Below are 20,715 nucleotides of genomic sequence, written 5' to 3'. Positions count from 1 at the left end.
TGGCATGAGCTTGATTCCCAAAAAAGGTACCGTCTACGTCGTTGATGATGACGAGGGCGTGCGCGACTCGCTGCAGTGGCTGCTCGAGGGCAAGGACTACCGCGTCCGCTGCTACGACTCGGCCGAAACCTTCCTTTCCCGCTACGACCCGCGCGAAGTGGCCTGCCTGATCGTCGACATCCGCATGGGCGGCATGACCGGGCTGGAACTGCAGGACCGCCTGGTCGAGCGCAAGTCGCCGCTGCCCATCGTGTTCATCACCGGCCACGGCGACGTGCCCATGGCGGTCAACACCATGAAAAAAGGCGCGATGGATTTCATCCAGAAGCCTTTCCAGGAAGAAGCCCTGGTCAACCTGGTCGAACGCATGCTGGAGCAGGCCAAGGAAGCCTTCAGCGAGTTCCAGCAGTCCGCCAGCCGCGACGCCCTGCTGGCCAAGCTGACCTCGCGCGAAGCCCAGGTGCTCGAGCGCATCGTGGCCGGCCGGCTCAACAAGCAGATCGCCGACGACCTGGGCATCAGCATCAAGACGGTGGAGGCGCACCGCGCCAACATCATGGAAAAGCTCAACGCCAACACCGTGGCCGACCTGCTCAAAATTGCCCTGGGGTCCAACGCGCCCAAAGGCTGACCGCTCCTTCGCTGTCCTTCCGATAGCCCTTGACGCCCGTATTGATTGGACCAGCGGGCGTTTTTACTTTAAAAACCCGATTCAAAAATGACCGCCCAGCTGATTGACGGAAACGCCCTCTCCAAACAATTGCGCGCCGATGTCGCCCGGCGGGCCGCCGCCCTGCGCGCGCGCGGCGTCACGCCGGGCCTGGCCGTGGTGCTGGTGGGCGAAAACCCGGCCAGCCAGGTCTATGTGCGCAACAAGGTGAAGGCCTGCGAAGACAGCGGCCTGCATTCGGTGCTCGAAAAATACCCCGCCACCCTCAGCGAAGCCGACCTGCTGGCGCGCGTGGACGCGCTCAACAAGGACCCGGCCATCCACGGCATCCTGGTGCAGCTGCCGCTGCCCGCGCACATCGACGCGCACAAGGTTATCGAGGCCATCTCGCCGGCCAAGGACGTGGACGGCTTTCACGTCGCCAGCGCCGGCGCACTCATGGTCGGCCAGCCCGGCTTCTGGCCCTGCACGCCTTACGGCTGCATGAAGATGCTGGAGAGCATTGGCTACGACCTCAAGGGCAAGCATGCCGTGGTGATAGGCCGCAGCAACATCGTCGGCAAGCCCATGGCGCTGATGCTGCTGCAAAAAAACGCCACCGTCACCATCTGCCACAGCGCCACCAAGGACCTCAAGGCCATGACACTGCAGGCCGACGTGGTCGTGGCCGCCGTCGGCAAACGCAATGTGCTGACGGCCGACATGGTCAAGCCCGGCGCCGTCGTGCTCGACGTGGGCATGAACCGCAATGATGAAGGCAAGCTTTGCGGCGACGTGGATTTTGAGGGTGTCAAGGAAGTCGCCGGCTACATCACGCCGGTGCCCGGCGGTGTCGGCCCGATGACCATCACCATGCTCTTGGTCAATACACTGGAAGCCGCTGAGCGCGGCTGACCCGCTTAGTCCGCGGCGGGCGGCTGGCCGGCTTGCGATGCCGGCACCAGGCGCCACAGCGCCAGCCCGGCGCACAGCCACTGCACGACATAGAGGGCCGTTCCCAGTCCGTGCCAGAGCTTGAGGTTGCCGCCTTCGGCGCGCGCACTGACGATGCGCGACGCGATGCCGAACTCCACCAGCAAGGCCAGCAGCAAGCCGGCGACCACGAATTTCATGGCGGCCTGCGCCTGCAAAGCGAGGGCCGCATCGTCTTTTTGATTGAGCACCAGCAAGAGCAGCATAGCGCAGCCCGTGCTGAGCCAGGTCTGCGCGGTAAAGAGCTTGGCGGCCATGGCGCCAGCCGCGGCGGGCGTGCCCAGGTTGGCGAACAGCATGGGAACCACCACAAAACCCAAAGCGGTCAGGCTGCCCCACCAGAGGGCAGCCACCATCACGGTGAAGCGCTGCTTCATCGGTAAAACCTAGATATACATCACCGCAATGATTTCGTAGCGCTTGATGCCGCCCGGTGCCTGGACTTCGGCCGTGTCGCCCTCGTCCTTTCCGATCAGCGCGCGCGCGATCGGCGAGCTGATGTTGACGCGGCCCAGCTTGATGTCGGCCTCGTCTTCGCCGACGATCTGGTAGGTCACCTTGTCGCCGGTGTCTTCGTCTTCCAGCTCTATGGTGGAGCCGAACACAACCTTGCCGCCCGCGTCCAGCTCGGACGGGTCGATGATCTGCGCGGCGGAAAGCTTGCCTTCGATTTCCTGGATGCGGCCTTCGATAAAGCCCTGGCGGTCCTTGGCGGCATCGTATTCGGCGTTTTCGCTGAGGTCGCCCTGGGCGCGCGCTTCGGAAATCGAATTGATGACCCAGGGGCGGTCCACGGTTTTCAGCTGGTGCAGTTCCGCCTTGAGGCTTTCCGCGCCGCGTTTGGTGATGGGGATGGTGGCCATGTTTTTTGCTCCTGCAAAAGCGAAACCGCCACCAGTCACCTGGCGGCGGCGCTTGAATTCAAAACTTCAATGAAACAAGTTTAATGCAAATCGGGCTCGGCGAAATCCGGGAAAAACCGGTGGCCGGGCCCGGGCTTTCAGGCCCTTTCAGGCCAACTGGGCGTGCAGTTCCTGCACGGAATAGACCGGCAGGTTATCCAGGTACTTCATGCCCTCCACGGCCGCTTCGGCGCCGGCAATCGTGGTGTAGGTCGTCACGCGGGCCAGCAGCGCCGAAGTGCGGATCTGGCGCGAATCGGTGATCGCGTTGCGCCGCTCTTCGACGGTGTTGATGACCAGGGCAATCTCGTTGTTCTTGATCATGTCCACCACGTGCGGCCGCCCTTCGGTGACCTTGTTGACCACGGTGCAGGCAATGCCCGCCGCCTGGATGGCGGCCGCCGTGCCTTTGGTGGCCACCAGCTCGAACTTCTGCGCGGCCAGCGCGCGCGCGACTTCCACGGCACGCGGCTTGTCGTTGTTCTTGACGGTCAGGAAGACCTTGCCCGAAGTCGGCAGCTTGGTGCCCGCGCCCAGCTGGGACTTCACGAAGGCTTCGCCGAAGGTCTTGCCCACGCCCATGACCTCGCCGGTGGATTTCATCTCGGGGCCGAGAATCGTGTCCACGCCGGGGAATTTGACGAAGGGGAAGACCGCTTCCTTGACGCTGAAGTAAGGCGGCGTGACTTCGTCCTTGATGCCCTGGGACGCCAGCGACTGGCCGACCATGCAGCGCGCCGCCACCTTGGCCAGCTGGATGCCGGTGGCCTTGCTGACGAAGGGCACGGTGCGCGAGGCGCGCGGGTTGACTTCCAGCACGTAGATCACGTCCTTGCCATCGATGTTCTGGATCGCGAACTGCACGTTCATGAGGCCCACCACCGTCAGCGCCTCAGCCATGGCCGCGGTCTGGCGCTTGATTTCGGTGACGGTCTCCGCGCTCAGCGAGTACGGCGGCAACGAGCAGGCCGAGTCACCGCTGTGCACGCCGGCTTGCTCGATGTGTTCCATCACGCCGCCTATGAAGGTGCGGCCCTCGGGGTCGCGCAGGCAGTCGACGTCGCATTCAATGGCGTCATTCAGGAAACGGTCCAGCAGCACGGGCGAGTCATGGCTGACCTTGACCGCTTCGCGCATATAACGCTCGAGGTCGCGCTGCTCATGCACGATTTCCATGGCGCGGCCGCCCAGCACGTAGCTGGGGCGCACGACCAGGGGGTAGCCCAGCGCGGCGGCTTTTTCGAGTGCTTCGGGCTCGGTGCGCGCCGTGGCGTTGGGCGGCTGGCGCAGCTTCAATTCGTGCAGCAGCTTCTGGAAACGTTCGCGGTCTTCGGCCGCGTCGATCATGTCGGGCGAGGTGCCTATGATGGGCACGCCGTTGGCTTCGAGGTCCAGCGCCAGCTTCAAAGGCGTCTGGCCGCCGTACTGCACGATCACGCCCAATGGCTTCTCTTTGTCGACGATCTCGAGCACGTCTTCCAGCGTCAGTGGCTCGAAATACAGGCGGTCGCTGGTGTCGTAGTCGGTGGAGACGGTCTCGGGGTTGCAGTTGACCATGATGGTCTCGTAGCCGTCTTCGCGCATGGCCAGCGCAGCGTGCACGCAGCAGTAGTCAAACTCGATGCCCTGCCCGATGCGGTTGGGCCCGCCGCCCAGCACCATGATTTTTTTCTTGTCGGTGGGCGCGGCTTCGCATTCGCTGCCCTCGGCCTCGTAGGTCGAATACATATAGGCGGTGTTGGTCGCGAACTCTGCGGCGCAGGTGTCCACGCGTTTGTAGACCGGGCGCACGCCCAGCGCGCGGCGCTTTTCGCGGATGGCCGTGTCGGTGGTCTTGAGCTGCTTGGCCAGGCGGCGATCGGAAAAGCCCTTTTGCTTGAGTGCGCGCAGCGTGACGGCGTCAATCTTGTCGAGCGAGGTGGTTTCGAGCTCCAGCTCGATCTTGACGATCTGCTCGATCTGGATGAGGAACCAGGGGTCGATCTTGGTCAGCGCGAACACTTCGTCGACGCTCATGCCCTGTGCGAAAGCATCGCCCACGTACCAGATGCGGTCCGGGCCGGGCGCGCCGAGTTCTTTCTCGAGCACCTCGCGGTCCTGGGTTTTCTCGTTCATGCCGTCCACGCCGACTTCCAGGCCGCGCAGCGCTTTCTGGAAGGACTCCTGGAAGGTGCGGCCCATGGCCATGACCTCGCCGACGGACTTCATCTGCGTGGTCAGGCGCGAATCGGCGGCCGGGAATTTTTCAAACGCGAAGCGCGGAATCTTGGTGACCACGTAGTCGATGCTGGGCTCGAAGCTCGCGGGGGTGGCGCCGCCCGTGATCTCGTTGCGCAGCTCATCCAGCGTGTAGCCCACGGCCAGTTTGGCCGCGACCTTGGCGATCGGGAAGCCCGTGGCCTTGGAGGCCAGCGCCGAGGAACGCGAGACGCGCGGGTTCATTTCGATCACCACCATGCGGCCGTCGACCGGGTTGATGGAGAACTGCACGTTGGAGCCGCCGGTGTCCACGCCGATCTCGCGCAGCACGGCCAGCGAGGCGTTGCGCAGGATCTGGTATTCCTTGTCGGTCAGCGTCTGGGCCGGGGCGACGGTAATGGAGTCGCCGGTATGCACGCCCATCGGGTCCAGGTTTTCGATGGAGCAGACGATGATGCAGTTGTCGGCGGTGTCGCGCACGACTTCCATCTCGTACTCTTTCCAGCCGAGCAGCGATTCCTCGATCAACAGCTCATTGGTGGGCGAGGCTTCGAGGCCGCGCTTGCAGATGACTTCGAATTCTTCGGAGTTGTAGGCGATGCCGCCGCCGGTGCCGCCCAGCGTGAAGCTGGGGCGGATCACGGTGGGGAAGCCGACGCTCTTTTGCACGGCCCAGGCTTCGTCCATGCTGTGCGCGATGCCGGAGCGGGCCGAACCCAGTCCGATCTTGGTCATCGCATCCTTGAACTTCAGGCGGTCTTCGGCCTTGTCGATGGCCTCGGGTTTGGCGCCAATCAGCTCGACCTTGTACTTGTCGAGCACGCCGTTGTGCCAGAGGTCCAGCGCGCAGTTGAGCGCGGTCTGCCCGCCCATGGTCGGCAGGATGGCGTCCGGACGCTCCTTGGCGATGATTTTTTCAACCGTCTGCCAGGTGATGGGCTCGATGTAGGTGACGTCGGCGGTGGCCGGGTCGGTCATGATCGTGGCGGGGTTGCTGTTGATCAGGATGACCTTGTAGCCCTCTTCGCGCAGCGCCTTGCAGGCCTGCACGCCGGAGTAGTCGAACTCGCAGGCCTGGCCGATGATGATGGGGCCGGCGCCTATGATGAGGACGCTTTTGATGTCTGTGCGCTTAGGCATTCTTCTTCTCCCCGGCCTGTTCCATCAGCGCGGTGAAACGGTCAAACAAGTATGAAATATCGTGCGGGCCGGGCGAAGCTTCCGGGTGGCCCTGGAAGCAGAACGCCGGCTTGTCGGTGCGGGCCAGGCCCTGCAGCGTTCCGTCGAACAGGCTGACGTGCGTGGGCCGCAGGTTGGCGGGCAGGCTTTTCTCATCGACCGCAAAACCGTGGTTCTGGCTGGTGATGCTGACCCGGCCGTTGTCCAGGTCCTTGACCGGGTGGTTGGCGCCGTGGTGGCCGAACTTCATCTTGAAGGTCTTGGCACCGCTGGCCAGCGCCATGATCTGGTGGCCCAGGCAGATGCCGAAGGTCGGGATGCCGGTTTCGATCAGTTCACGCACCGCGGTGATCGCGTAGTCGCAAGGCTCCGGGTCGCCCGGGCCGTTGGCCAGGAAGATGCCGTCGGGTTTGAGCTTGAGCACGTCGGCGGCGGGGGTTTGCGCCGGCACCACGGTGATGCGCGCGCCGCGCTCGGCCATCATGCGCAGGATGTTTTTCTTCACGCCGAAGTCGAAGGCCACGACGTGGAACCTGGGCGTGATCTGCACGCCGTAGCCCGCGCCGAGTTTCCACTCGGTCTGCGTCCATTCGTAGGTCTGCTTGACCGAGACGACCTTGGCCAGGTCCAGGCCGGCCATGCTGGGCGCGCCGCGGGCGGCCGCGATGGCTTTTTCGATCGCGGGCTGGCTCACCGCCTCGCCCGCGGGCAGGGCCAGGATGCAGCCGTTTTGCGCGCCCTTGGTGCGCAGCAGACGCGTGAGCTGGCGCGTGTCTATGCCGGCGATGGCGACGGTTTTCTCCTTGACCAGGTATTCGGACAGGGTCATGGATTTGCGGAAATTCGAGGCCAGCAGCGGCAAGTCCTTGATGATCAGACCCGCGGCGTGGACTTTTTCGGCCTCGACGTCTTCGGCATTGACGCCGTAGTTGCCGATGTGCGGGTACGTGAGGGTGACGATCTGCTGGCAGTAGCTCGGATCCGTGAGGATTTCCTGGTAGCCGGTCATCGCGGTGTTGAACACCACTTCGCCGACCGTGGAGCCCGCGGCTCCAATCGAATTGCCGATAAAGACCGTGCCGTCTGCGAGCGCCAGGATGGCGTGAGGGGTGTTTCCCTGTAGAGACAAAAGCACTGGGTTCTCCGGGTTGGTTACGGTTCGCCCAAGCGTGCACAAGATACGTCTCGGTCAAGACTCTTGCAGGCTGCTTTTGAGAGGGTGGTGGCTTTGTATGCGCTCGGGCGAAGCTGTGTTTTGAAAAGCCACTGATTATAGCCTAGGCCGTGGCCCCCACGGTCGCTCACTGCGTGAGCCTGCGGCATCTCCCTGCCCCTTTCATCACGAGAGGGGCCGCTGCGCCTGCGGCCTGGCAAAGCCAGTTCCGCGGCCCCGGCTGGAATTAAGAGTTCTTCACCGACGAACTTGCGTACAGGCAAATCGCGGCGGCGGCGGCGACATTGAGAGACTCTTCGCCGCCCGGCTGGTCTATGCGGACCTTGAGCGCCGCCCTGGCCATCAGCTCGTCGCTGACGCCCTGCCCTTCGTGGCCCATGGCCCAGGCGCAGGGCATGGGGAGTTTTTGCTGGTGCAAAAAGCCGCCGTGGTGCGAACTGGTGACGACGATGGGCACCGCCAGGGACGCCAGGGCCTCGGGCTCCAGTCCTTCCACCAGCTGCAGGGCAAAGTGGGCGCCCATGCCGGCGCGCAGCACCTTGGGCGACCACAGCGCCGCCGTGCCCTTGAGGGCGATGACCTGACCGAAACCAAAGGCCGCCGCGCTGCGCAGGATGGAGCCGACATTGCCGGCGTCCTGCACCCGGTCCAGGATCACCGAGGCCGCATTGGGCCGCAGGCCGGCCACTGCGGGCAGGCCCAGGACAAAACCCATGCGCGCGGGCGACTCCAGGCCGCTGATCTCGGGCAGCAAGGCGTCGGGGATCACGATGCTTTTGGCCGCCGCCCGCGTAAATTCCGCGGGTGCCGCGGGCCAATAAGACTCGGCGAAAACGGCCAGCGCAGGTTTGAGTCCGCGCGCCAGCGCCGCGCGGCACAGGTGGTCGCCTTCCAGCCAGACGCGCCCCTGCTTGCGGTAGGCCGTGCTGTCCTGGGACAGCTTGCGCAAGTCCTTGATCAGCGGGTTGTCGCGCGAGGTGAGGTGCGTGGCTTCGGTGGACGCCCCGCCGGAGGGGGCCAAGCCTGAACTCACCGCAGGACCTCGGCCACCGGCGCGAAGGACTTGCGGTGCTGCGGGCAGGCGCCGTGCTCGCGCAAAGCGGCCAGGTGCTCGGCCGTGCCGTAACCCTTGTGGTCGGCAAAGCCGTACTGCGGGTATTCCAGGTGAAACTCGGCGCACCAGCGGTCACGGTGCACCTTGGCCAGGATGGAGGCCGCCGAGATGGCGGGCACCAGCCCATCGCCGCCCACAATGGCTTCCGACAAAATCGCCAGCGTCGGCAGGCGATTGCCGTCGACCAGCACCTTGTTGGGTTTCAGGCGCAGGCCCTCCACCGCGCGCCTCATGGCCAGCATGGTGGCCTGCAGGATGTTGATGCTGTCGATTTCTTCCACGCTGGCCTGGGCAATCGAGCAGCACAGGGCTTTGGCGCGGATTTCGTCATAGAGCCGTTCGCGGCGCAGGGCCGTGAGCTTTTTGGAGTCGGCCAGCCCCTTGATCGGGTTCAACTCGTCAAGAATGACGGCGGCGGCCACGACCGGCCCCATCAGGGGGCCGCGCCCCGCTTCGTCAACACCGGCCACCAGCCCGGGAATGTCCCAGGACAGCGCGGTTTGCTCAGCTTTCAAGAATTTGCTGGATCGCATCGGTCGCTAATGTTGAAGTATCCCGCCGCAGTTCGGTATGCAGCGCGGCGAATCGTTGCTCGACAGCCGCTATTTTGTCAGGTGCCGACGATTTTGCCTCCACCCACTGCAGGACGGACGCGGCCAGCGCTTCGGGGCTGGCCTGGTCCTGCAGCAACTCGGGCACCACAAAGTCGCGGCACAGGATATTGGGCAAGCCCACCCAGGGCTGCAGTTTTTTGCGCCGCATGATCTGCCAGGACAGCCAGTTCATGTTGTAGGCGATGACCATGGGCCGCTTGAACAGCGCCGCCTCCAGCGTGGCGGTGCCGCTGGCGATCAGCGTGAAGTCGCAGGCGGCCAGCGCGGTGTGCGACTGGCCTTCGAGAATTTGCAGCTGGTCCCGCATGCCGGCTTCGCCCGCGATGCGTTCGATGGCGGCCTTCAAGGCGGGAATGGCGGGTACAACGAAGCGAACGGCCGGCTGCGCGCGCCGGATCAGGGCGGCGGCCGCGAAAAACCTGCGGGCCAGGTACTGGATTTCCGACTTCCGGCTGCCCGGCAGGATGGCAATCACGGTGTCCTCATCCCGCAAGCCCAGCGCGCGCCGGGCGGCGGCACGGTCGGGCTGCAGGGGAATGACGTTGGCCAGCGGATGGCCAACATAGGTCGCGGCGATGCCGTGGGCGGCCAGCAGGGCCGGCTCGAAGGGAAAGATGCACAGCACGTGGTCCACGCTGCGGCGGATTTTTTCGACGCGGTCGGCGCGCCAGGCCCAGATGGAGGGGCAGACGAAATGCACGGTCTTGATGCCCTGGGCTTTCAGCGCGGCCTCCAGGTCCAGGTTGAAATCGGGTGCATCCACACCGACAAAAACATCGGGACGCTGTGCCAGCAGGCGCTGTTTGAGCTGTTCGCGTATGCCGACGATCTCGCGGTAGTGGCGCAGCACCTCGACATAACCGCGCACGGCCAGCTTTTCGCTGGGCCACGCCGCTTCAAACCCGCGCCTGGCCATCTGCGTGCCGCCTATGCCGCTGGAAGACAACGCCGGCCAGCGGGCCTTGAGGCCGTCAAGCAGCAAGCCCGCCAGCAGATCGCCGGAGGTTTCCCCGGCGACCATGGCCACCTGGGGCCTTGCCGTGGGGCCGCCAGCCTCTCCACGGACTGGCAGAGGGCTGGTCTCGAGAGACATAGGCCTTACCGGACGATGCCGCGTTGCGGCGAGGTGTGCTCCAGGAAGGAGAGCATCATCTGCACATCAGGCGCAGCCTCCGGATGCTTCCCGGTCAGTTCGGCAATGCGCGCGCGCGCCTGCTCCAGCGTGAGGTCGTCACGGTACAAGGCCTTGTGCATGGCCTTGACGGCGGAAATACGGTCGGGCGAAAACCCCCGCCGGCGCAAGCCTTCGAAGTTCATGGAGCGTGCTTCGGCGGGCTGGCCCTGCACCATGACAAAAGGCGGCAGGTCGGCGAACAGCAGCGAGCACATGGCCGTCATGCTGTGCGCACCCAGCCTGACAAACTGGTGGACCACGGTAAAGCCGCCCAGGATCACCCAATCGCCCACATGCACATGGCCGGCCAGCTGGGAGTTGTTGGCAAAAATGGTGTTGTTGCCGACCGAGCAGTCATGCGCCAGGTGCACATAGGCCATGAGCCAGTTGTCGTTGCCCACGCGCGTCACGCCGGTGTCGCCCGGCGAGCCGATGTTGAAGGTGCAGAACTCGCGGATGGTGTTGCGGTCGCCAATGACCAGCTCACAGGGCTCGCCGGCGTATTTTTTATCCTGCGGAATCGCGCCCAGCGAGTTGAACTGGAAAATGCGGTTGTCACGGCCTATGGTGGTGTGGCCTTCGATGACGCAGTGCGCGCCGACGGTGGTGCCCTCGCCTATCTTCACGTGCGGCCCGATGATGGTGTAGGGCCCGACGCTCACCGACTCATGGAGCTGGGCTTGCGGGTCCACGATGGCCGTGGCGTGTATGCCCGGCGCGTGAGGGGATGCTGTCATGTCGCGCTCGCCTGGATGGTCACGGCCCGGCTCACGCAATGGTGCGCATGGTGCACATCAGTTCGGCCTCGCAGGCGACGGTGTCGCCGACGCGGGTCACGCCCTTGAATTTGAAAATACCGGCCTTCATGCGGTCCAGGGTGACGTCCATGATCAACTGGTCGCCCGGCTCGACGGGGCGTTTGAAGCGCGCGCCGTCTATGCCCGCGAAGTAATACACCGTCTTGTCGTCGGGCGTCACGCCCAGGGTTTCAAAGGCCAGCAAGGCGGCGGCCTGCGCCATGGCCTCGAGCATCAGCACACCGGGCATGACCGGGTGATGCGGGAAATGGCCCATAAAAAACGGCTCGTTGATCGTGACGTTCTTGAGCGCCTTGATGCTTTTGCCTTTTTCAATTTCGAGTACGCGGTCCACCAGCAGGATGGGATAGCGGTGCGGAAGCTGCTTGAGAATTTGGTGGATATCCATCATGATTTTTCTTCAATGTGTCCAGAGTTCAGAATGGCTTTTTCAGCCAGCCGCAGGCGCTCGCGCAATGTGTGGAGCTGCTTGAGGGTCGCGGCATTTTTTTCCCAGACAGCATTGTCGTCGATGGGAAAGAGCCCGGTGTAATTTCCAGGCTTGAGGATAGACCGAGTCACGACGGACGCCGCCGACACATGCACATGGTCGGCCAGGCTCAGGTGGCCCAGCACGATGGCACCGCCGCCCACCGTGCAGTGGGCGCCTATGGTGGCGCTGCCCGCCACACCCGCGCAGCCCGCCATGGCGGTGTGCTTGCCCACCCGCACGTTGTGGCCGATCTGCACCAGGTTGTCGAGCTTGACGCCGTCTTCGAGCACGGTGTCCTGCAGGGCACCGCGGTCAATGCAGGTGTTGGCCCCGATTTCCACGTCGTCGCCTATCAACACGCTGCCCAGTTGCTCTATCTTGACCCATTGCCCCTGGTGCAAGGCGAAACCGAAACCGTCGGCGCCTATCACTGCGCCCGGGTGCACAATGCAGCGCGCACCCATGCGGCAACCGTCCGCCAGGGTGACGCGCGCCGACAGGCGGCTGCCGGTGCCGACCTGCGCGCCCCTGCCGATGACGCAGTGCTCGGCGATGCGGGCGCCCTCGCCTATGACCGCGCCCTCCCCTATGCAGGCAAACGCGCCCACCGACACGCCGGGGGCCAGCGAAGCCGTGGGATCAATAAAGGCACTGGGGTGAATCTGCGGCGCGGCCTGCGGGGCATGCCGCTGCTTCCAGAGCTGGGTGACCAGCGCGAAGGCGTGATAGGGGTCGTCCACCACGATGCAGGCGCCCCGGGACACAGCGGCCTGCCGCGCGGCCGGCGCCACGATGACGCAGGCCGCCGCGGACTGCGCCAGCTTGGCCAGGTATTTGGGATGGCTGAGGAAGCTCAGGTCCTGGGGGCCGGCGGCCTCCAGGGTGGAGAGCCGCTCAATCTGCAGGCCCGGGTCGCCGATCAATTCGGCATTGAGGCCGGCGAGGAACTGGGCGATATCGGCAAGACGGAGTGTCACACTGCGCCTGCCGTTTTGGCGATGGTGGTCGTGGTGAACACCCCCGCCATCAACGGGCAGCGTTCAGCGCCTTGATCACCTTGTCGGTGATGTCGTGTTTGGGGTTGACGTACACCGACTCTTGAAGGATCAGGTCGTACTTTTCGGTTTCAGCCAGGGTTTTCACGACCTTGTTGGCACGCTCAATCACCTGCTGGAGTTCTTCGTTCTTGCGGGTGTTCAGGTCTTCCTGGAATTCGCGGCGCTTGCGCTGGAAATCCCGGTCCTGGTCCACCAGCTGTTTTTGCCGCGTGTTGCGCTGGCTTTCGGCCAGGGTGGGCGCCTCGCGCTCAAACTTGTCGGACAGCGTCTTGAGCTGGTTCGCCAGGTCGTTCAGCTCTTTTTCACGCTTGCTGAATTCCTGCTCGAGCTTGGTCTGGGCGGCTTTGGCGGAATTGGCTTCGCGGAAAATCCGGTCCAGATTGACGACACCAACCTTGAACTCCTGCGCGCTCGCGGAGAAGCCCGCCAACGCGACAACAAGGCCGAGGAAAATTTTGTGTGAAAGATGCTTCATTAGAAAGATGTACCGATTTGGAATTGCAACCGCTCTATTCTATCGCCTGGCTTTTTACGCAGGGGCGTGGCAATGGCGAGCCGCAAAGGCCCCAACGGGGAAATCCAGCTGATGCCGACGCCGGTTGAGACACGCAGGTCATTCAGCTTGTATTGCTCTTTTTCCCCGAACACGTTGCCGGCGTCGACAAAACCGAACAAACGCAGGGTTCTGTCATTGCCCGCGCCCGGAAACGGTGCGACCAGTTCGGCGTTCAGGGTCAGTTTTTTCGGTCCGCCAATGGCCAGGTCGGACGCATCGCGCGGGCCCAGGGAGCCCTGCTCGAAACCGCGCACCGATCCGAGGCCGCCCGAGTAGTAGTTCTTGAACAGCGGATAGGGCTGGCCGTTCAGGCCCTTGCCCCAGCCGAACTCGCCATTCAGGGCGACGGTGAACTGCTTGTTCAGTGGAATGTACTGCTGGATCTGGTAATTGGCCCGCACGAACTTGATGTCGCCGGCCACACCCCAGTCGCCGTACACGCGCTGGTAGCGGCCCGTGGTGGGAACCAGGGAGCTGTCCCGGCTGTCGCGGGACCAGCCGATCGTCAGGGGAATCGAGTCGCTTTTGTAACCAAATTGATTGGCATAGGTCTGGTAGCTGGCCGGCAGATTGGTGCCGGGAACAATGGTCAATTGCTCGTAACCGCTGCCAAAATAGACGGTATCGTTCTCGGTGAACGGCACCCCGAAACGGATGCTGGCGCCGCGGGTTTTCAGGCTGTAATCACCGCCCTGGCCGGAAAGCGGCTTGGAGGTGCGGTCATAAACGTCGATCGTGCGCGAAATGCCGTCGGCCGTGAAATAAGGGTCTATGGTGCTCAGCACAATCTGGCGGTTGGACTTGCTGGTATTGATCTCAACACCCAGGTAATTGCCCGAACCGAAGACGTTTTCCTGCTTGATGCCGAACAGCAGGGAGACGCTGTCCGCGCTGGAGTAACCCGCGCCGAGCTGCAGGTTGCCGGTGGGCTTTTCCGTCACGCTCATCGTCACGTCGACCTGGTCCTGGGTGCCGGGGACTTCCTGCGTGTCTATGTTGACGTCGGTGAAGTAGCCCAGGCGGTCCACGCGGTCGCGCGAAAGGCGGATTTTGTCGCCGTCATACCAGGACGACTCGAACTGGCGGAACTCGCGGCGCACGACTTCGTCGCGCGTGCGGTTGTTGCCGGCCACGTTCACGCGGCGCACATAAGCGCGGCGGGAGGGGTCAGCCTGGATCACAAAGGCCACGCGGTTGTTGCTGCGGTCGATCTCGGGCACCGCCTCGACGCGCGCAAACGCAAATCCGAAGGTACCGAAATAGTCGGTGAAGGCCTTGGTGGTTTCGGCCACCTGGTCGGCGTTGTAGGGCTCGCCCGGTTCAATCTTCACCAGGGTCTTGAACTCTTCTTCCTTGTTGAGGTAATTGCCTTCGAGCTTGACGCCCGACACCACAAAACGCTCGCCTTCGCTCACATTGACGGTGATGGCAATGCTTTGTTTGTCGGGAGAGATCGCAACCTGGGTCGAGTCGACCTTGAATTCCAGATAGCCGCGCGACAGGTAGTAGGAACGCAGGGTCTCGATGTCGGCATTGAGCTTGGTGCGCGAGTAACGGTCGGACTTGGTGTACCAGCTGAGCCAGCCGCCGGTGTCCAGGTCAAACAGGCCCAGCAGCGTGGACTCGCTGAACGCCTTGTTGCCGGTGATGTGGATTTCCTTGATCTTCGCGACCTCGCCCTCCACCACGCTGAAGGTCAGGTTGACGCGGTTGCGCTCAATCGGCGTGACGGTGGTGATCACCTCGACGCCGTACAGGCTCTTGTTGATGTACTGGCGCTTGAGCTCCTGCTCGGCCTTGTCGGCAAGCGCCTTGTCGAAAGGCTGGCCGTCGGCGACGCCCGCTTCGCGCAGCGCTTTTTTCAGCGCGTCCTTTTCGAATTCCTTGGTTCCGACGAAATCCACGTCGGCCACGGTCGGGCGCTCTTCCACAATCACCACCAGCACGTCGCCGCTGACTTCCAGCCTCACGTCCTTGAACAGACCCAGGCCGAACAGCGCGCGAATGGCGGTTGAGCCCTTGTCGTCGTTGTAGGTTTCGCCGACACGAAAGGGAAGCGACGCAAAAATGGTTCCAGGCTCCACGCGCTGCAAACCTTCAACCCGAATGTCTCGCACCGTGAAAGGGTCAACCGCCCAGGCGGTGCTGGCTGCAAAAAGACCGGCGGCTATGGCGCAAACTGCGCGAACTTTGAAGCGATTTATTTGTTTTTGCATGAAATGTATGGAATTAGCCCAAGAGCCGGGTGACATCGTTAAACAGGGCAACACACATCATGCCCAGCAGGATCGCAACGCCACCGCGCTGCAACCGGTCCATCCAGGCGTCAGACACGCCTCGGCCAGTGATCCCCTCCCAAAGATAATACATCAGGTGCCCCCCATCCAGAACCGGCAGCGGGAGTAAATTCAGGACGCCCAGGCTCACGCTGATCAGCGCCAGGAAGGTCAGGTAATAGCTCCAGCCCAGGCTCGCCGATTTACCCGCATAGTCGGCAATCGTGAGCGGCCCGCTGAGGTTTTTGAGCGAGGCCTGGCCGGTCAGCATTTTCCCCATCATGCGCAGCGTGAGCGCGGACACCTGCCAGGTGCGCACCGCCCCTTGCCACAGGCCGTCAACAAAGCCGTAGCGCACCGTCACGAGTTCAGGCGCGGTCCCCACATAGGCGTCGATACGGGGCACCAGCGTCCCGTTCACGGTCTTGAGCTCCGGGGTGACCTGCAGCGCCAGCGTCCGGCCGGCGCGAACGACCTGCCAGTTCTGGGGCGCTACCGCAGCCCCGCCCGTGCTGGAAACCGGAACCGAGGTCCGTATGGTTTCACGCAAATGCTGGCCGTCCACGATGGCGGTATCGCCAATGCGTACCACCACATCGCCGGCATGCAGGCCGGATTTTTCGGCCGCGCCCCCGGGCATGACATCCCCGATCACGGGGCGGGTCCAGGGCCCCAGGATGCCGATTTTGCGGAACAGCTGGGCATCGGCTTCGGGAGCGCCCAGGCGACTGAGCGGCAAACGCACCATTTGCCCGGCGCCGGCTGTGTCTGCGCCCAGCACCAGTGTGAGGTCACGGCCGTCAAGTGCGCCCTGGGTCAGGCGCCAGCGCAAGTCCTCAAAAGAGCGGACGTCCTGGAGTTCATCGCCTTCAAAAGCCGCCTGCGCCACTGTTTCCTGGCCGCGCAGGCCGGCTTTTTCCGCGAGCGATCCGGCCACGGGACTGGCGAGCACGGCTTTGGGCTCCTGCAGGCCGCTCCAGTTGAGGATGGCGTACAGCAGCACGGCCAGCAGCAGGTTGGCCGCCGGGCCTGCCGCCACCACGGCGGCACGCGATTTCAGCGGCTGGGTATTGAAGGCCAGGTGGCGCTCGCCCGGGTCGACGGGCGCTTCGCGCTCGTCCAGCATCTTGACGTAGCCGCCCAGGGGCAGCATGCCGATGGAAAACTCGGTGGACTTGTTCTTGAGCTTCCAGCTGTAAATCGGCTTGCCGAATCCAATCGAAAACTTAAGGACCTTGATGCCGCAGGCCACGGCCACGCGGTAGTGTCCGTATTCGTGCACGGCGATCAGGATTCCCAGCGTCACAACGAAAGAAACCAGGGTCAGCATGTCAGGGCTCCAGTTGTCCGGCAATGCGAAGGGCAAGGCGGCGAGCCTGCCCATCCAGACCGAGCAGACCTTCAATATCACTTACCTCTGAGGGCGCCAGGGCCTCCAAAGTTGCGTGATTTACATGGTGAATATGGTCAAAACGTATGCGTTTTTCAAGAAAGGCGGCGACGGCCACCTCATTGGCCGCATTGAGCACGGCGGTGCTGCCCACGGGGCCGTTCAGCACCTCCCAGGCCAGCGGCAGCCCCGGGAAGCGCGCATCATCGGGCACTTCGAAGGTCATGGTGGCCAGCGACCTGAAATCCAGGGCCTTGGCCCCCGACACCACCCGGTCCGGCCAGGCCAGGCCGTAGGCGATGGGAACGCGCATGTCGGGCGTTCCGAGCTGCGCCACCACCGAGGTGTCGCGGTACTGGACCATGGAATGGATGATGCTCTGGGGATGGATCACGACCTCGATCTGCTGCGGCGCCAGGCCGAACAGGTACTTCGCTTCGATCACCTCCAGGGCCTTGTTCATCATGGTGGCCGAGTCGACCGAGATTTTCCGGCCCATCACCCAGTTCGGGTGAGCGCAGGCCTCGTCGGGCGTGACATGGCGCAGGCTGGCGGCGTCGCGCGTGCGGAAGGGCCCGCCGGAAGCGGTCAGGATGATTTTTTCGACGCGCTCGCCCCAGGTCGTGGCGTCTTCCGGCAGGGACTGGAAGATGGCCGAGTGCTCGCTGTCTATGGGCAGCAGCTTGGCGCCGCCGGCGCGCACCGCCTGCATGAAGACTTCGCCGCCTACCACCAGCGCTTCCTTGTTGGCCAGCAGCAGGCGTTTGCCCGTGCGGGCCGCCGCCATGCAGGGCGCCAGGCCCGCCGCACCCACGATGGCCGCCATGACGGTGTCCACCAACTCATGCGAGGCGATCATTTCCAGCGCATCGGGCGCCGACAGCACCTGCACGGGCAACTGGTGGGCCTTGACCTTGTCGGCGAGCTGGCGGGCATGCGGCTCGCTCGCCATCACGGCATAGCGCGGCTTGAACTGGGCGCACTGGGCCAGCATCAGGTCGACCTGGGTCGCCGCGCTGAGCGAGAACACTTCAAAACGCTCGGGATGGCGCGCGATCACGTCCAGCGTGTTGACGCCTATGGACCCGGTGGAGCCCAGAACGGTGATGCGCTGCTTGCTGAAGGACATGGCGGACTTAAAGGGTGACCAGCATCATCGCCAGGGGCAACGTGGGCAGCAGGGCGTCAACGCGGTCCAGCACCCCGCCGTGGCCGGGCAGCAGGCCGCTGGAGTCCTTGACGCCCGCGCTGCGCTTGATCAGCGATTCGACCAGGTCGCCCACCACACTCATGGCTGCCAGGAAAATGACCGCCAAAAGCATGACCCACAAACCGTGGTTGGCTACCAGCCGGCTGTAAAGCGTGGCCTCGCCCCAAAAGCCGGCGCCGCCCGAAGCGGTGCCCGCATAGGCCCAGGCGAGCGACAGCGCGACCACGCCGGCCATGCCGCCCCAGACGCCTTCCCAGCTTTTGCCTGGGCTGATCGAAGGCGCGAGCTTGCCCTTGCTGAAGCGGCCGCCGAAAGTGCGCCCGGCGAAGTAGGCAAAGATATCGGCCACCCAGACCAGCAGCAGCACGGACAGCAGGAAATTGATACCGGCGACACGCGCCTGGGCGACGGCCAGCCAGGCCAGCCACAGCGCGACCAGCCCCGCAGTAAGCCGCAGTGCCTTGGGAATGTGCGGCCAGCCGGCCACGCCCTTGCGCAGCAACCAGCCGCCGGCCAGCACCCAGGCGGCGCCGGCGGCGGCCCAGAGCATGGGCAAGGACTTATCCAGCAAGCCGGCGTACCAGGACAGCGCGCAGGCCGCCACGCTCACAAGGCCCAGCCCCAGCGAAACGCCCTGCCCGTAGCCGTTGAGCCGGCCCCACTCCCAGGCACCCGCTGCGATCAGCAGCAGCGCCACGGCGCAAAAGGGCTGGGAGGTGGAGTAAAAAAGTGCGGGCAGCAGGATGGCCAGCAGGACAATCGCCGTGATGACACGCTGTTTAAGCATCAAGCCGCCTTTGCATTGTGGTTGTTGCCCTGGCCGCTGACCTGCGCGGAGGTCTGGCCAAAGCGCCGTTCGCGGGTGCGAAAAACGGCAATCGCCTCATCCAGTGCGGCCTCATCGAACTCGGGCCAGAGCTTGTCGGAAAAATGCAGCTCCGAATAGGCCGCCTGCCACAGCAGGAAGTTGCTGATGCGCAGTTCGCCGCCCGTGCGTATCAGCAGGTCCGGGTCGGGCACGTGCGCCATCGCCATGGCCCGGTCCAGCGACAGCTCGGTGATGGCCTCGCCGCGGCTGGCCAGCTTCTGCGCGGCCTGCGCGATGTCCCAGCGGCCGCCGTAGTTGAAGCAGACATTCAAAACCAGCCGGCTGTTGGCAGAGGTATCCCCTTCGGCCTTTGCCAGGCCGGCCTTGACCTTGTCGGAGAGCCGCTCACGGTCGCCGATGAAGTGCAGTTGCACGCCGTTTTCATTGAGGCTGGGCACTTCCTTGGCCAGCGACAGGGCCAGCAGCTCCATCAGCCCCGACACCTCTTCGGAAGGCCGGTTCCAGTTTTCCGAAGAGAACGCGAACACCGTCAGCACGCCGATGCCGCGCTCCAGGCAGGCGCGCACGCAACGGCTCAGCGAATCAACGCCCTGCTTGTGGCCTGCGATGCGGGGTAAAAACCGTTTGGTCGCCCAACGGCCATTGCCGTCCATGACGATGGCAATGTGGTGCGGGACCGGATGGGAGGTGGTGGCCATGGACAATTCAGGCCAGACGCTGAAGCGTCAAACCGCCATGATGTCTTGTTCCTTGCCGGCGACCAGTTTGTCGACTTCGGCAATGAAACGGTCGGTGAACTTCTGGATGTCGTCCTGGGCGCGGCGCTCATCGTCCTCGGATGCGAGCTTTTCCTTGACCAGTTTCTTGATGCCGTCGTTGGCATCGCGGCGCAGGTTGCGGATCGCGACCTTGGCGTGCTCGCCCTCGGAACGCACGACCTTGGTGAGCTCCTTGCGGCGCTCTTCGGTCATGGGCGGCATGGGGACGCGGATCAGGTCGCCCTGCGCCGCGGGGTTGAGCCCGAGGTCAGAGTCGCGAATGGCTTTTTCAATCTTGGCGCCCATACCCTTTTCCCAGGGCGAGACGCTGATGGTGCGCGCGTCGAGCAGCGACACGTTGGCAACCTGGCTTATCGGCACCATGGAGCCGTAGTAGTCGACATGCACGGTGTCGAGCAGGCCGGGGTTGGCGCGGCCGGTGCGGATCTTGGTCAGGCCGTTCTTGAACGAGTCGATGGACTGCAGCATTTTTTGCTCTGCCAGCTGCTTGACGTCAGCAATGCTCATGGTCGGATCTCCGGATTTTTATGGCGAAAAAAAGCAAGCCCTGCAGGCTCAGACGTGAACCAGCGTTCCCTCGTCTTCTCCCTGTACCACGCGCTTGAGCGCGCCGTGCTTGAAGATGCTGAACACCTTGATGGGCAGCTTCTGGTCGCGGCACAGCGCGAAGGCGGTGGCATCCATGACCTCGAGGTTTTTGCCCATGGCTTCATCAAAGGTGATGTTGGTGTAGCGCGTGGCCTTCGGGTCTTTCTTGGGGTCCGCAGTGTACACACCGTCGACCTTGGTGGCCTTGAGCACGATCTCGGCGCCTATCTCGGCGCCGCGCAGCGCTGCCGCCGTGTCGGTGGTGAAAAAAGGATTGCCGGTGCCGGCCGCGAAAATAACGACCTTGCCCTCTTCGAGGTACTGCAAGGCCTTGGGGCGGACATAGGGCTCGACCACACGCTCAATGCCGATGGCCGACATCACGCGGGCGATGAGGCCGGCCTTGTCCATGGTGTCACCCAAAGCCAGGGCATTCATCACGGTGGCCAGCATGCCCATGTAGTCGGCGGTGGCGCGGTCCATGCCGACCGAGCCGCCCGCCACGCCGCGGAAAATATTGCCGCCGCCAATCACCACCGCCACCTCGACACCCATGCGGGTGACCTCGGCGATTTCTTCCACCATGCGCACGATGGTGGCGCGGTTGATGCCGAAGGCATCGTCCCCCATCAAGGCCTCACCTGACAGTTTTAACAAGATTCGCTTGTAGGCTGGCATGTGAGGGGCTTTCTGTGGTTGAAGTGAAGGGGAGTTTAGCGGCCTTCCGGCTAGGCTGAGTGC

Annotated in this window: 20 protein-coding genes; 2 read left to right on the top strand and 18 right to left on the bottom strand. The window is 63.8% G+C overall.

Going from position 1 to position 20,715, the window contains the following annotated elements; genetic code table 11:
- The first annotated feature begins 4 nt into the window (after positions 1-4).
- Positions 5-631, top strand: coding sequence for a response regulator transcription factor (locus tag AC1D09_RS08620; protein WP_007866460.1), 627 nt, complete (start codon positions 5-7; stop codon positions 629-631).
- A gap of 87 nt (positions 632-718) precedes the next feature.
- A complete protein-coding gene (folD, locus tag AC1D09_RS08615) occupies positions 719-1,564 on the top strand; it encodes a bifunctional methylenetetrahydrofolate dehydrogenase/methenyltetrahydrofolate cyclohydrolase FolD (RefSeq protein WP_477662723.1) in 846 nt (281 codons plus the stop codon).
- A 5-nt stretch (positions 1,565-1,569) separates the two neighbouring features.
- Here the strand turns inward: folD and AC1D09_RS08610 are convergent, their stop codons facing one another.
- From AC1D09_RS08610 to pyrH, 18 genes are all read right to left on the bottom strand, one after another.
- Complete coding sequence (locus AC1D09_RS08610) at positions 1,570-2,019, bottom strand: DUF4149 domain-containing protein (RefSeq protein ID WP_477662722.1); 450 nt, start codon at positions 2,017-2,019, stop codon at positions 1,570-1,572.
- Positions 2,020-2,028: 9 nt separating this feature from the next.
- Positions 2,029-2,505 carry a transcription elongation factor GreA gene (gene greA / locus AC1D09_RS08605; RefSeq protein ID WP_074579943.1) on the bottom strand — a complete coding sequence of 159 codons (477 nt, stop codon included), beginning with the start codon at positions 2,503-2,505 and terminating at the stop codon, positions 2,029-2,031.
- A 147-nt stretch (positions 2,506-2,652) separates the two neighbouring features.
- The gene (carB, locus tag AC1D09_RS08600) at positions 2,653-5,883 is read right to left on the bottom strand and encodes a carbamoyl-phosphate synthase large subunit (protein WP_477662721.1); all 3,231 of its coding nucleotides are present in this window, start codon (positions 5,881-5,883) and stop codon (positions 2,653-2,655) included.
- Positions 5,876-7,057: a glutamine-hydrolyzing carbamoyl-phosphate synthase small subunit gene (carA, locus tag AC1D09_RS08595; RefSeq protein WP_477662720.1), complete on the bottom strand. Its 1,182-nt coding sequence runs from the start codon at positions 7,055-7,057 to the stop codon at positions 5,876-5,878. Before carA ends, carB begins: the two co-directional genes overlap by 8 nt.
- Before the next feature lie 265 nt (positions 7,058-7,322).
- On the bottom strand, positions 7,323-8,117 hold the full coding sequence (locus tag AC1D09_RS08590; RefSeq protein ID WP_477662719.1) for a TrmH family RNA methyltransferase: 795 nt from the start codon (positions 8,115-8,117) through the stop codon (positions 7,323-7,325).
- 8 nt (positions 8,118-8,125) lie between these two features.
- Positions 8,126-8,743, bottom strand: coding sequence for a ribonuclease HII (rnhB, locus tag AC1D09_RS08585; protein WP_477662718.1), 618 nt, complete (start codon positions 8,741-8,743; stop codon positions 8,126-8,128).
- Complete coding sequence (lpxB, locus tag AC1D09_RS08580; RefSeq protein ID WP_477701009.1) at positions 8,715-9,917, bottom strand: lipid-A-disaccharide synthase; 1,203 nt, start codon at positions 9,915-9,917, stop codon at positions 8,715-8,717. The genes rnhB and lpxB overlap by 29 nt, the downstream gene beginning before the upstream one ends.
- Before the next feature lie 5 nt (positions 9,918-9,922).
- Positions 9,923-10,735, bottom strand: a complete 813-nt coding sequence (gene lpxA, locus AC1D09_RS08575; protein ID WP_477662716.1) for an acyl-ACP--UDP-N-acetylglucosamine O-acyltransferase — start codon at positions 10,733-10,735, stop codon at positions 9,923-9,925.
- 31 nt (positions 10,736-10,766) lie between these two features.
- Positions 10,767-11,207: a 3-hydroxyacyl-ACP dehydratase FabZ gene (gene fabZ, locus AC1D09_RS08570; RefSeq protein WP_007866435.1), complete on the bottom strand. Its 441-nt coding sequence runs from the start codon at positions 11,205-11,207 to the stop codon at positions 10,767-10,769.
- On the bottom strand, positions 11,204-12,265 hold the full coding sequence (gene lpxD / locus AC1D09_RS08565; protein ID WP_477662715.1) for a UDP-3-O-(3-hydroxymyristoyl)glucosamine N-acyltransferase: 1,062 nt from the start codon (positions 12,263-12,265) through the stop codon (positions 11,204-11,206). The genes fabZ and lpxD overlap by 4 nt, the downstream gene beginning before the upstream one ends.
- 49 nt (positions 12,266-12,314) lie before the next feature.
- Positions 12,315-12,821, bottom strand: a complete 507-nt coding sequence (locus AC1D09_RS08560; protein WP_007866425.1) for an OmpH/Skp family outer membrane protein — start codon at positions 12,819-12,821, stop codon at positions 12,315-12,317.
- Positions 12,821-15,118: an outer membrane protein assembly factor BamA gene (gene bamA / locus AC1D09_RS08555; RefSeq protein WP_477662714.1), complete on the bottom strand. Its 2,298-nt coding sequence runs from the start codon at positions 15,116-15,118 to the stop codon at positions 12,821-12,823. Before bamA ends, AC1D09_RS08560 begins: the two co-directional genes overlap by 1 nt.
- 13 nt (positions 15,119-15,131) lie before the next feature.
- Complete coding sequence (gene rseP / locus AC1D09_RS08550; protein WP_477662713.1) at positions 15,132-16,508, bottom strand: RIP metalloprotease RseP; 1,377 nt, start codon at positions 16,506-16,508, stop codon at positions 15,132-15,134.
- A 1-nt stretch (position 16,509) separates the two neighbouring features.
- Positions 16,510-17,697, bottom strand: coding sequence for a 1-deoxy-D-xylulose-5-phosphate reductoisomerase (gene ispC, locus AC1D09_RS08545; RefSeq protein WP_477662712.1), 1,188 nt, complete (start codon positions 17,695-17,697; stop codon positions 16,510-16,512).
- Positions 17,698-17,704: 7 nt separating this feature from the next.
- The gene (locus AC1D09_RS08540) at positions 17,705-18,565 is read right to left on the bottom strand and encodes a phosphatidate cytidylyltransferase (protein WP_477662711.1); all 861 of its coding nucleotides are present in this window, start codon (positions 18,563-18,565) and stop codon (positions 17,705-17,707) included.
- Positions 18,565-19,305 (bottom strand): polyprenyl diphosphate synthase, encoded by a 741-nt coding sequence (uppS, locus tag AC1D09_RS08535; RefSeq protein WP_477662710.1) that lies wholly within the window; start codon positions 19,303-19,305, stop codon positions 18,565-18,567. The genes AC1D09_RS08540 and uppS overlap by 1 nt, the downstream gene beginning before the upstream one ends.
- A gap of 27 nt (positions 19,306-19,332) precedes the next feature.
- Positions 19,333-19,893, bottom strand: a complete 561-nt coding sequence (gene frr, locus AC1D09_RS08530; protein ID WP_007866405.1) for a ribosome recycling factor — start codon at positions 19,891-19,893, stop codon at positions 19,333-19,335.
- A 48-nt stretch (positions 19,894-19,941) separates the two neighbouring features.
- Positions 19,942-20,652, bottom strand: coding sequence for a UMP kinase (gene pyrH / locus AC1D09_RS08525; RefSeq protein WP_036838012.1), 711 nt, complete (start codon positions 20,650-20,652; stop codon positions 19,942-19,944).
- Positions 20,653-20,715 lie beyond the last annotated feature (63 nt).

This window comes from Polaromonas sp. P1_A2 (assembly GCF_056406895.1).
The sequence above is the reverse complement of the archived record's forward strand: the minus strand, read 5'-3'. Positions and strand labels throughout refer to the sequence as shown.

Bases quoted from the DNA above. Each gene is read 5' to 3' on its own strand.
- AC1D09_RS08620 (WP_007866460.1), top strand. From the start codon at position 5: ATGAGCTTGATTCCCAAAAAAGGTACCGTCTACGTCGTTGATGATGAC.
- folD (WP_477662723.1), top strand. From the start codon at position 719: ATGACCGCCCAGCTGATTGACGGAAACGCCCTCTCCAAACAATTGCGC.
- AC1D09_RS08610 (WP_477662722.1), bottom strand. From the start codon at position 2,019: ATGAAGCAGCGCTTCACCGTGATGGTGGCTGCCCTCTGGTGGGGCAGC.
- greA (WP_074579943.1), bottom strand. From the start codon at position 2,505: ATGGCCACCATCCCCATCACCAAACGCGGCGCGGAAAGCCTCAAGGCG.
- carB (WP_477662721.1), bottom strand. From the start codon at position 5,883: ATGCCTAAGCGCACAGACATCAAAAGCGTCCTCATCATAGGCGCCGGC.
- rnhB (WP_477662718.1), bottom strand. From the start codon at position 8,743: ATGCGATCCAGCAAATTCTTGAAAGCTGAGCAAACCGCGCTGTCCTGG.
- lpxB (WP_477701009.1), bottom strand. From the start codon at position 9,917: ATGTCTCTCGAGACCAGCCCTCTGCCAGTCCGTGGAGAGGCTGGCGGC.
- lpxA (WP_477662716.1), bottom strand. From the start codon at position 10,735: ATGACAGCATCCCCTCACGCGCCGGGCATACACGCCACGGCCATCGTG.
- fabZ (WP_007866435.1), bottom strand. From the start codon at position 11,207: ATGATGGATATCCACCAAATTCTCAAGCAGCTTCCGCACCGCTATCCC.
- AC1D09_RS08560 (WP_007866425.1), bottom strand. From the start codon at position 12,821: ATGAAGCATCTTTCACACAAAATTTTCCTCGGCCTTGTTGTCGCGTTG.
- bamA (WP_477662714.1), bottom strand. From the start codon at position 15,118: ATGCAAAAACAAATAAATCGCTTCAAAGTTCGCGCAGTTTGCGCCATA.
- rseP (WP_477662713.1), bottom strand. From the start codon at position 16,508: ATGCTGACCCTGGTTTCTTTCGTTGTGACGCTGGGAATCCTGATCGCC.
- ispC (WP_477662712.1), bottom strand. From the start codon at position 17,697: ATGTCCTTCAGCAAGCAGCGCATCACCGTTCTGGGCTCCACCGGGTCC.
- AC1D09_RS08540 (WP_477662711.1), bottom strand. From the start codon at position 18,565: ATGCTTAAACAGCGTGTCATCACGGCGATTGTCCTGCTGGCCATCCTG.
- uppS (WP_477662710.1), bottom strand. From the start codon at position 19,305: ATGGCCACCACCTCCCATCCGGTCCCGCACCACATTGCCATCGTCATG.
- frr (WP_007866405.1), bottom strand. From the start codon at position 19,893: ATGAGCATTGCTGACGTCAAGCAGCTGGCAGAGCAAAAAATGCTGCAG.
- pyrH (WP_036838012.1), bottom strand. From the start codon at position 20,652: ATGCCAGCCTACAAGCGAATCTTGTTAAAACTGTCAGGTGAGGCCTTG.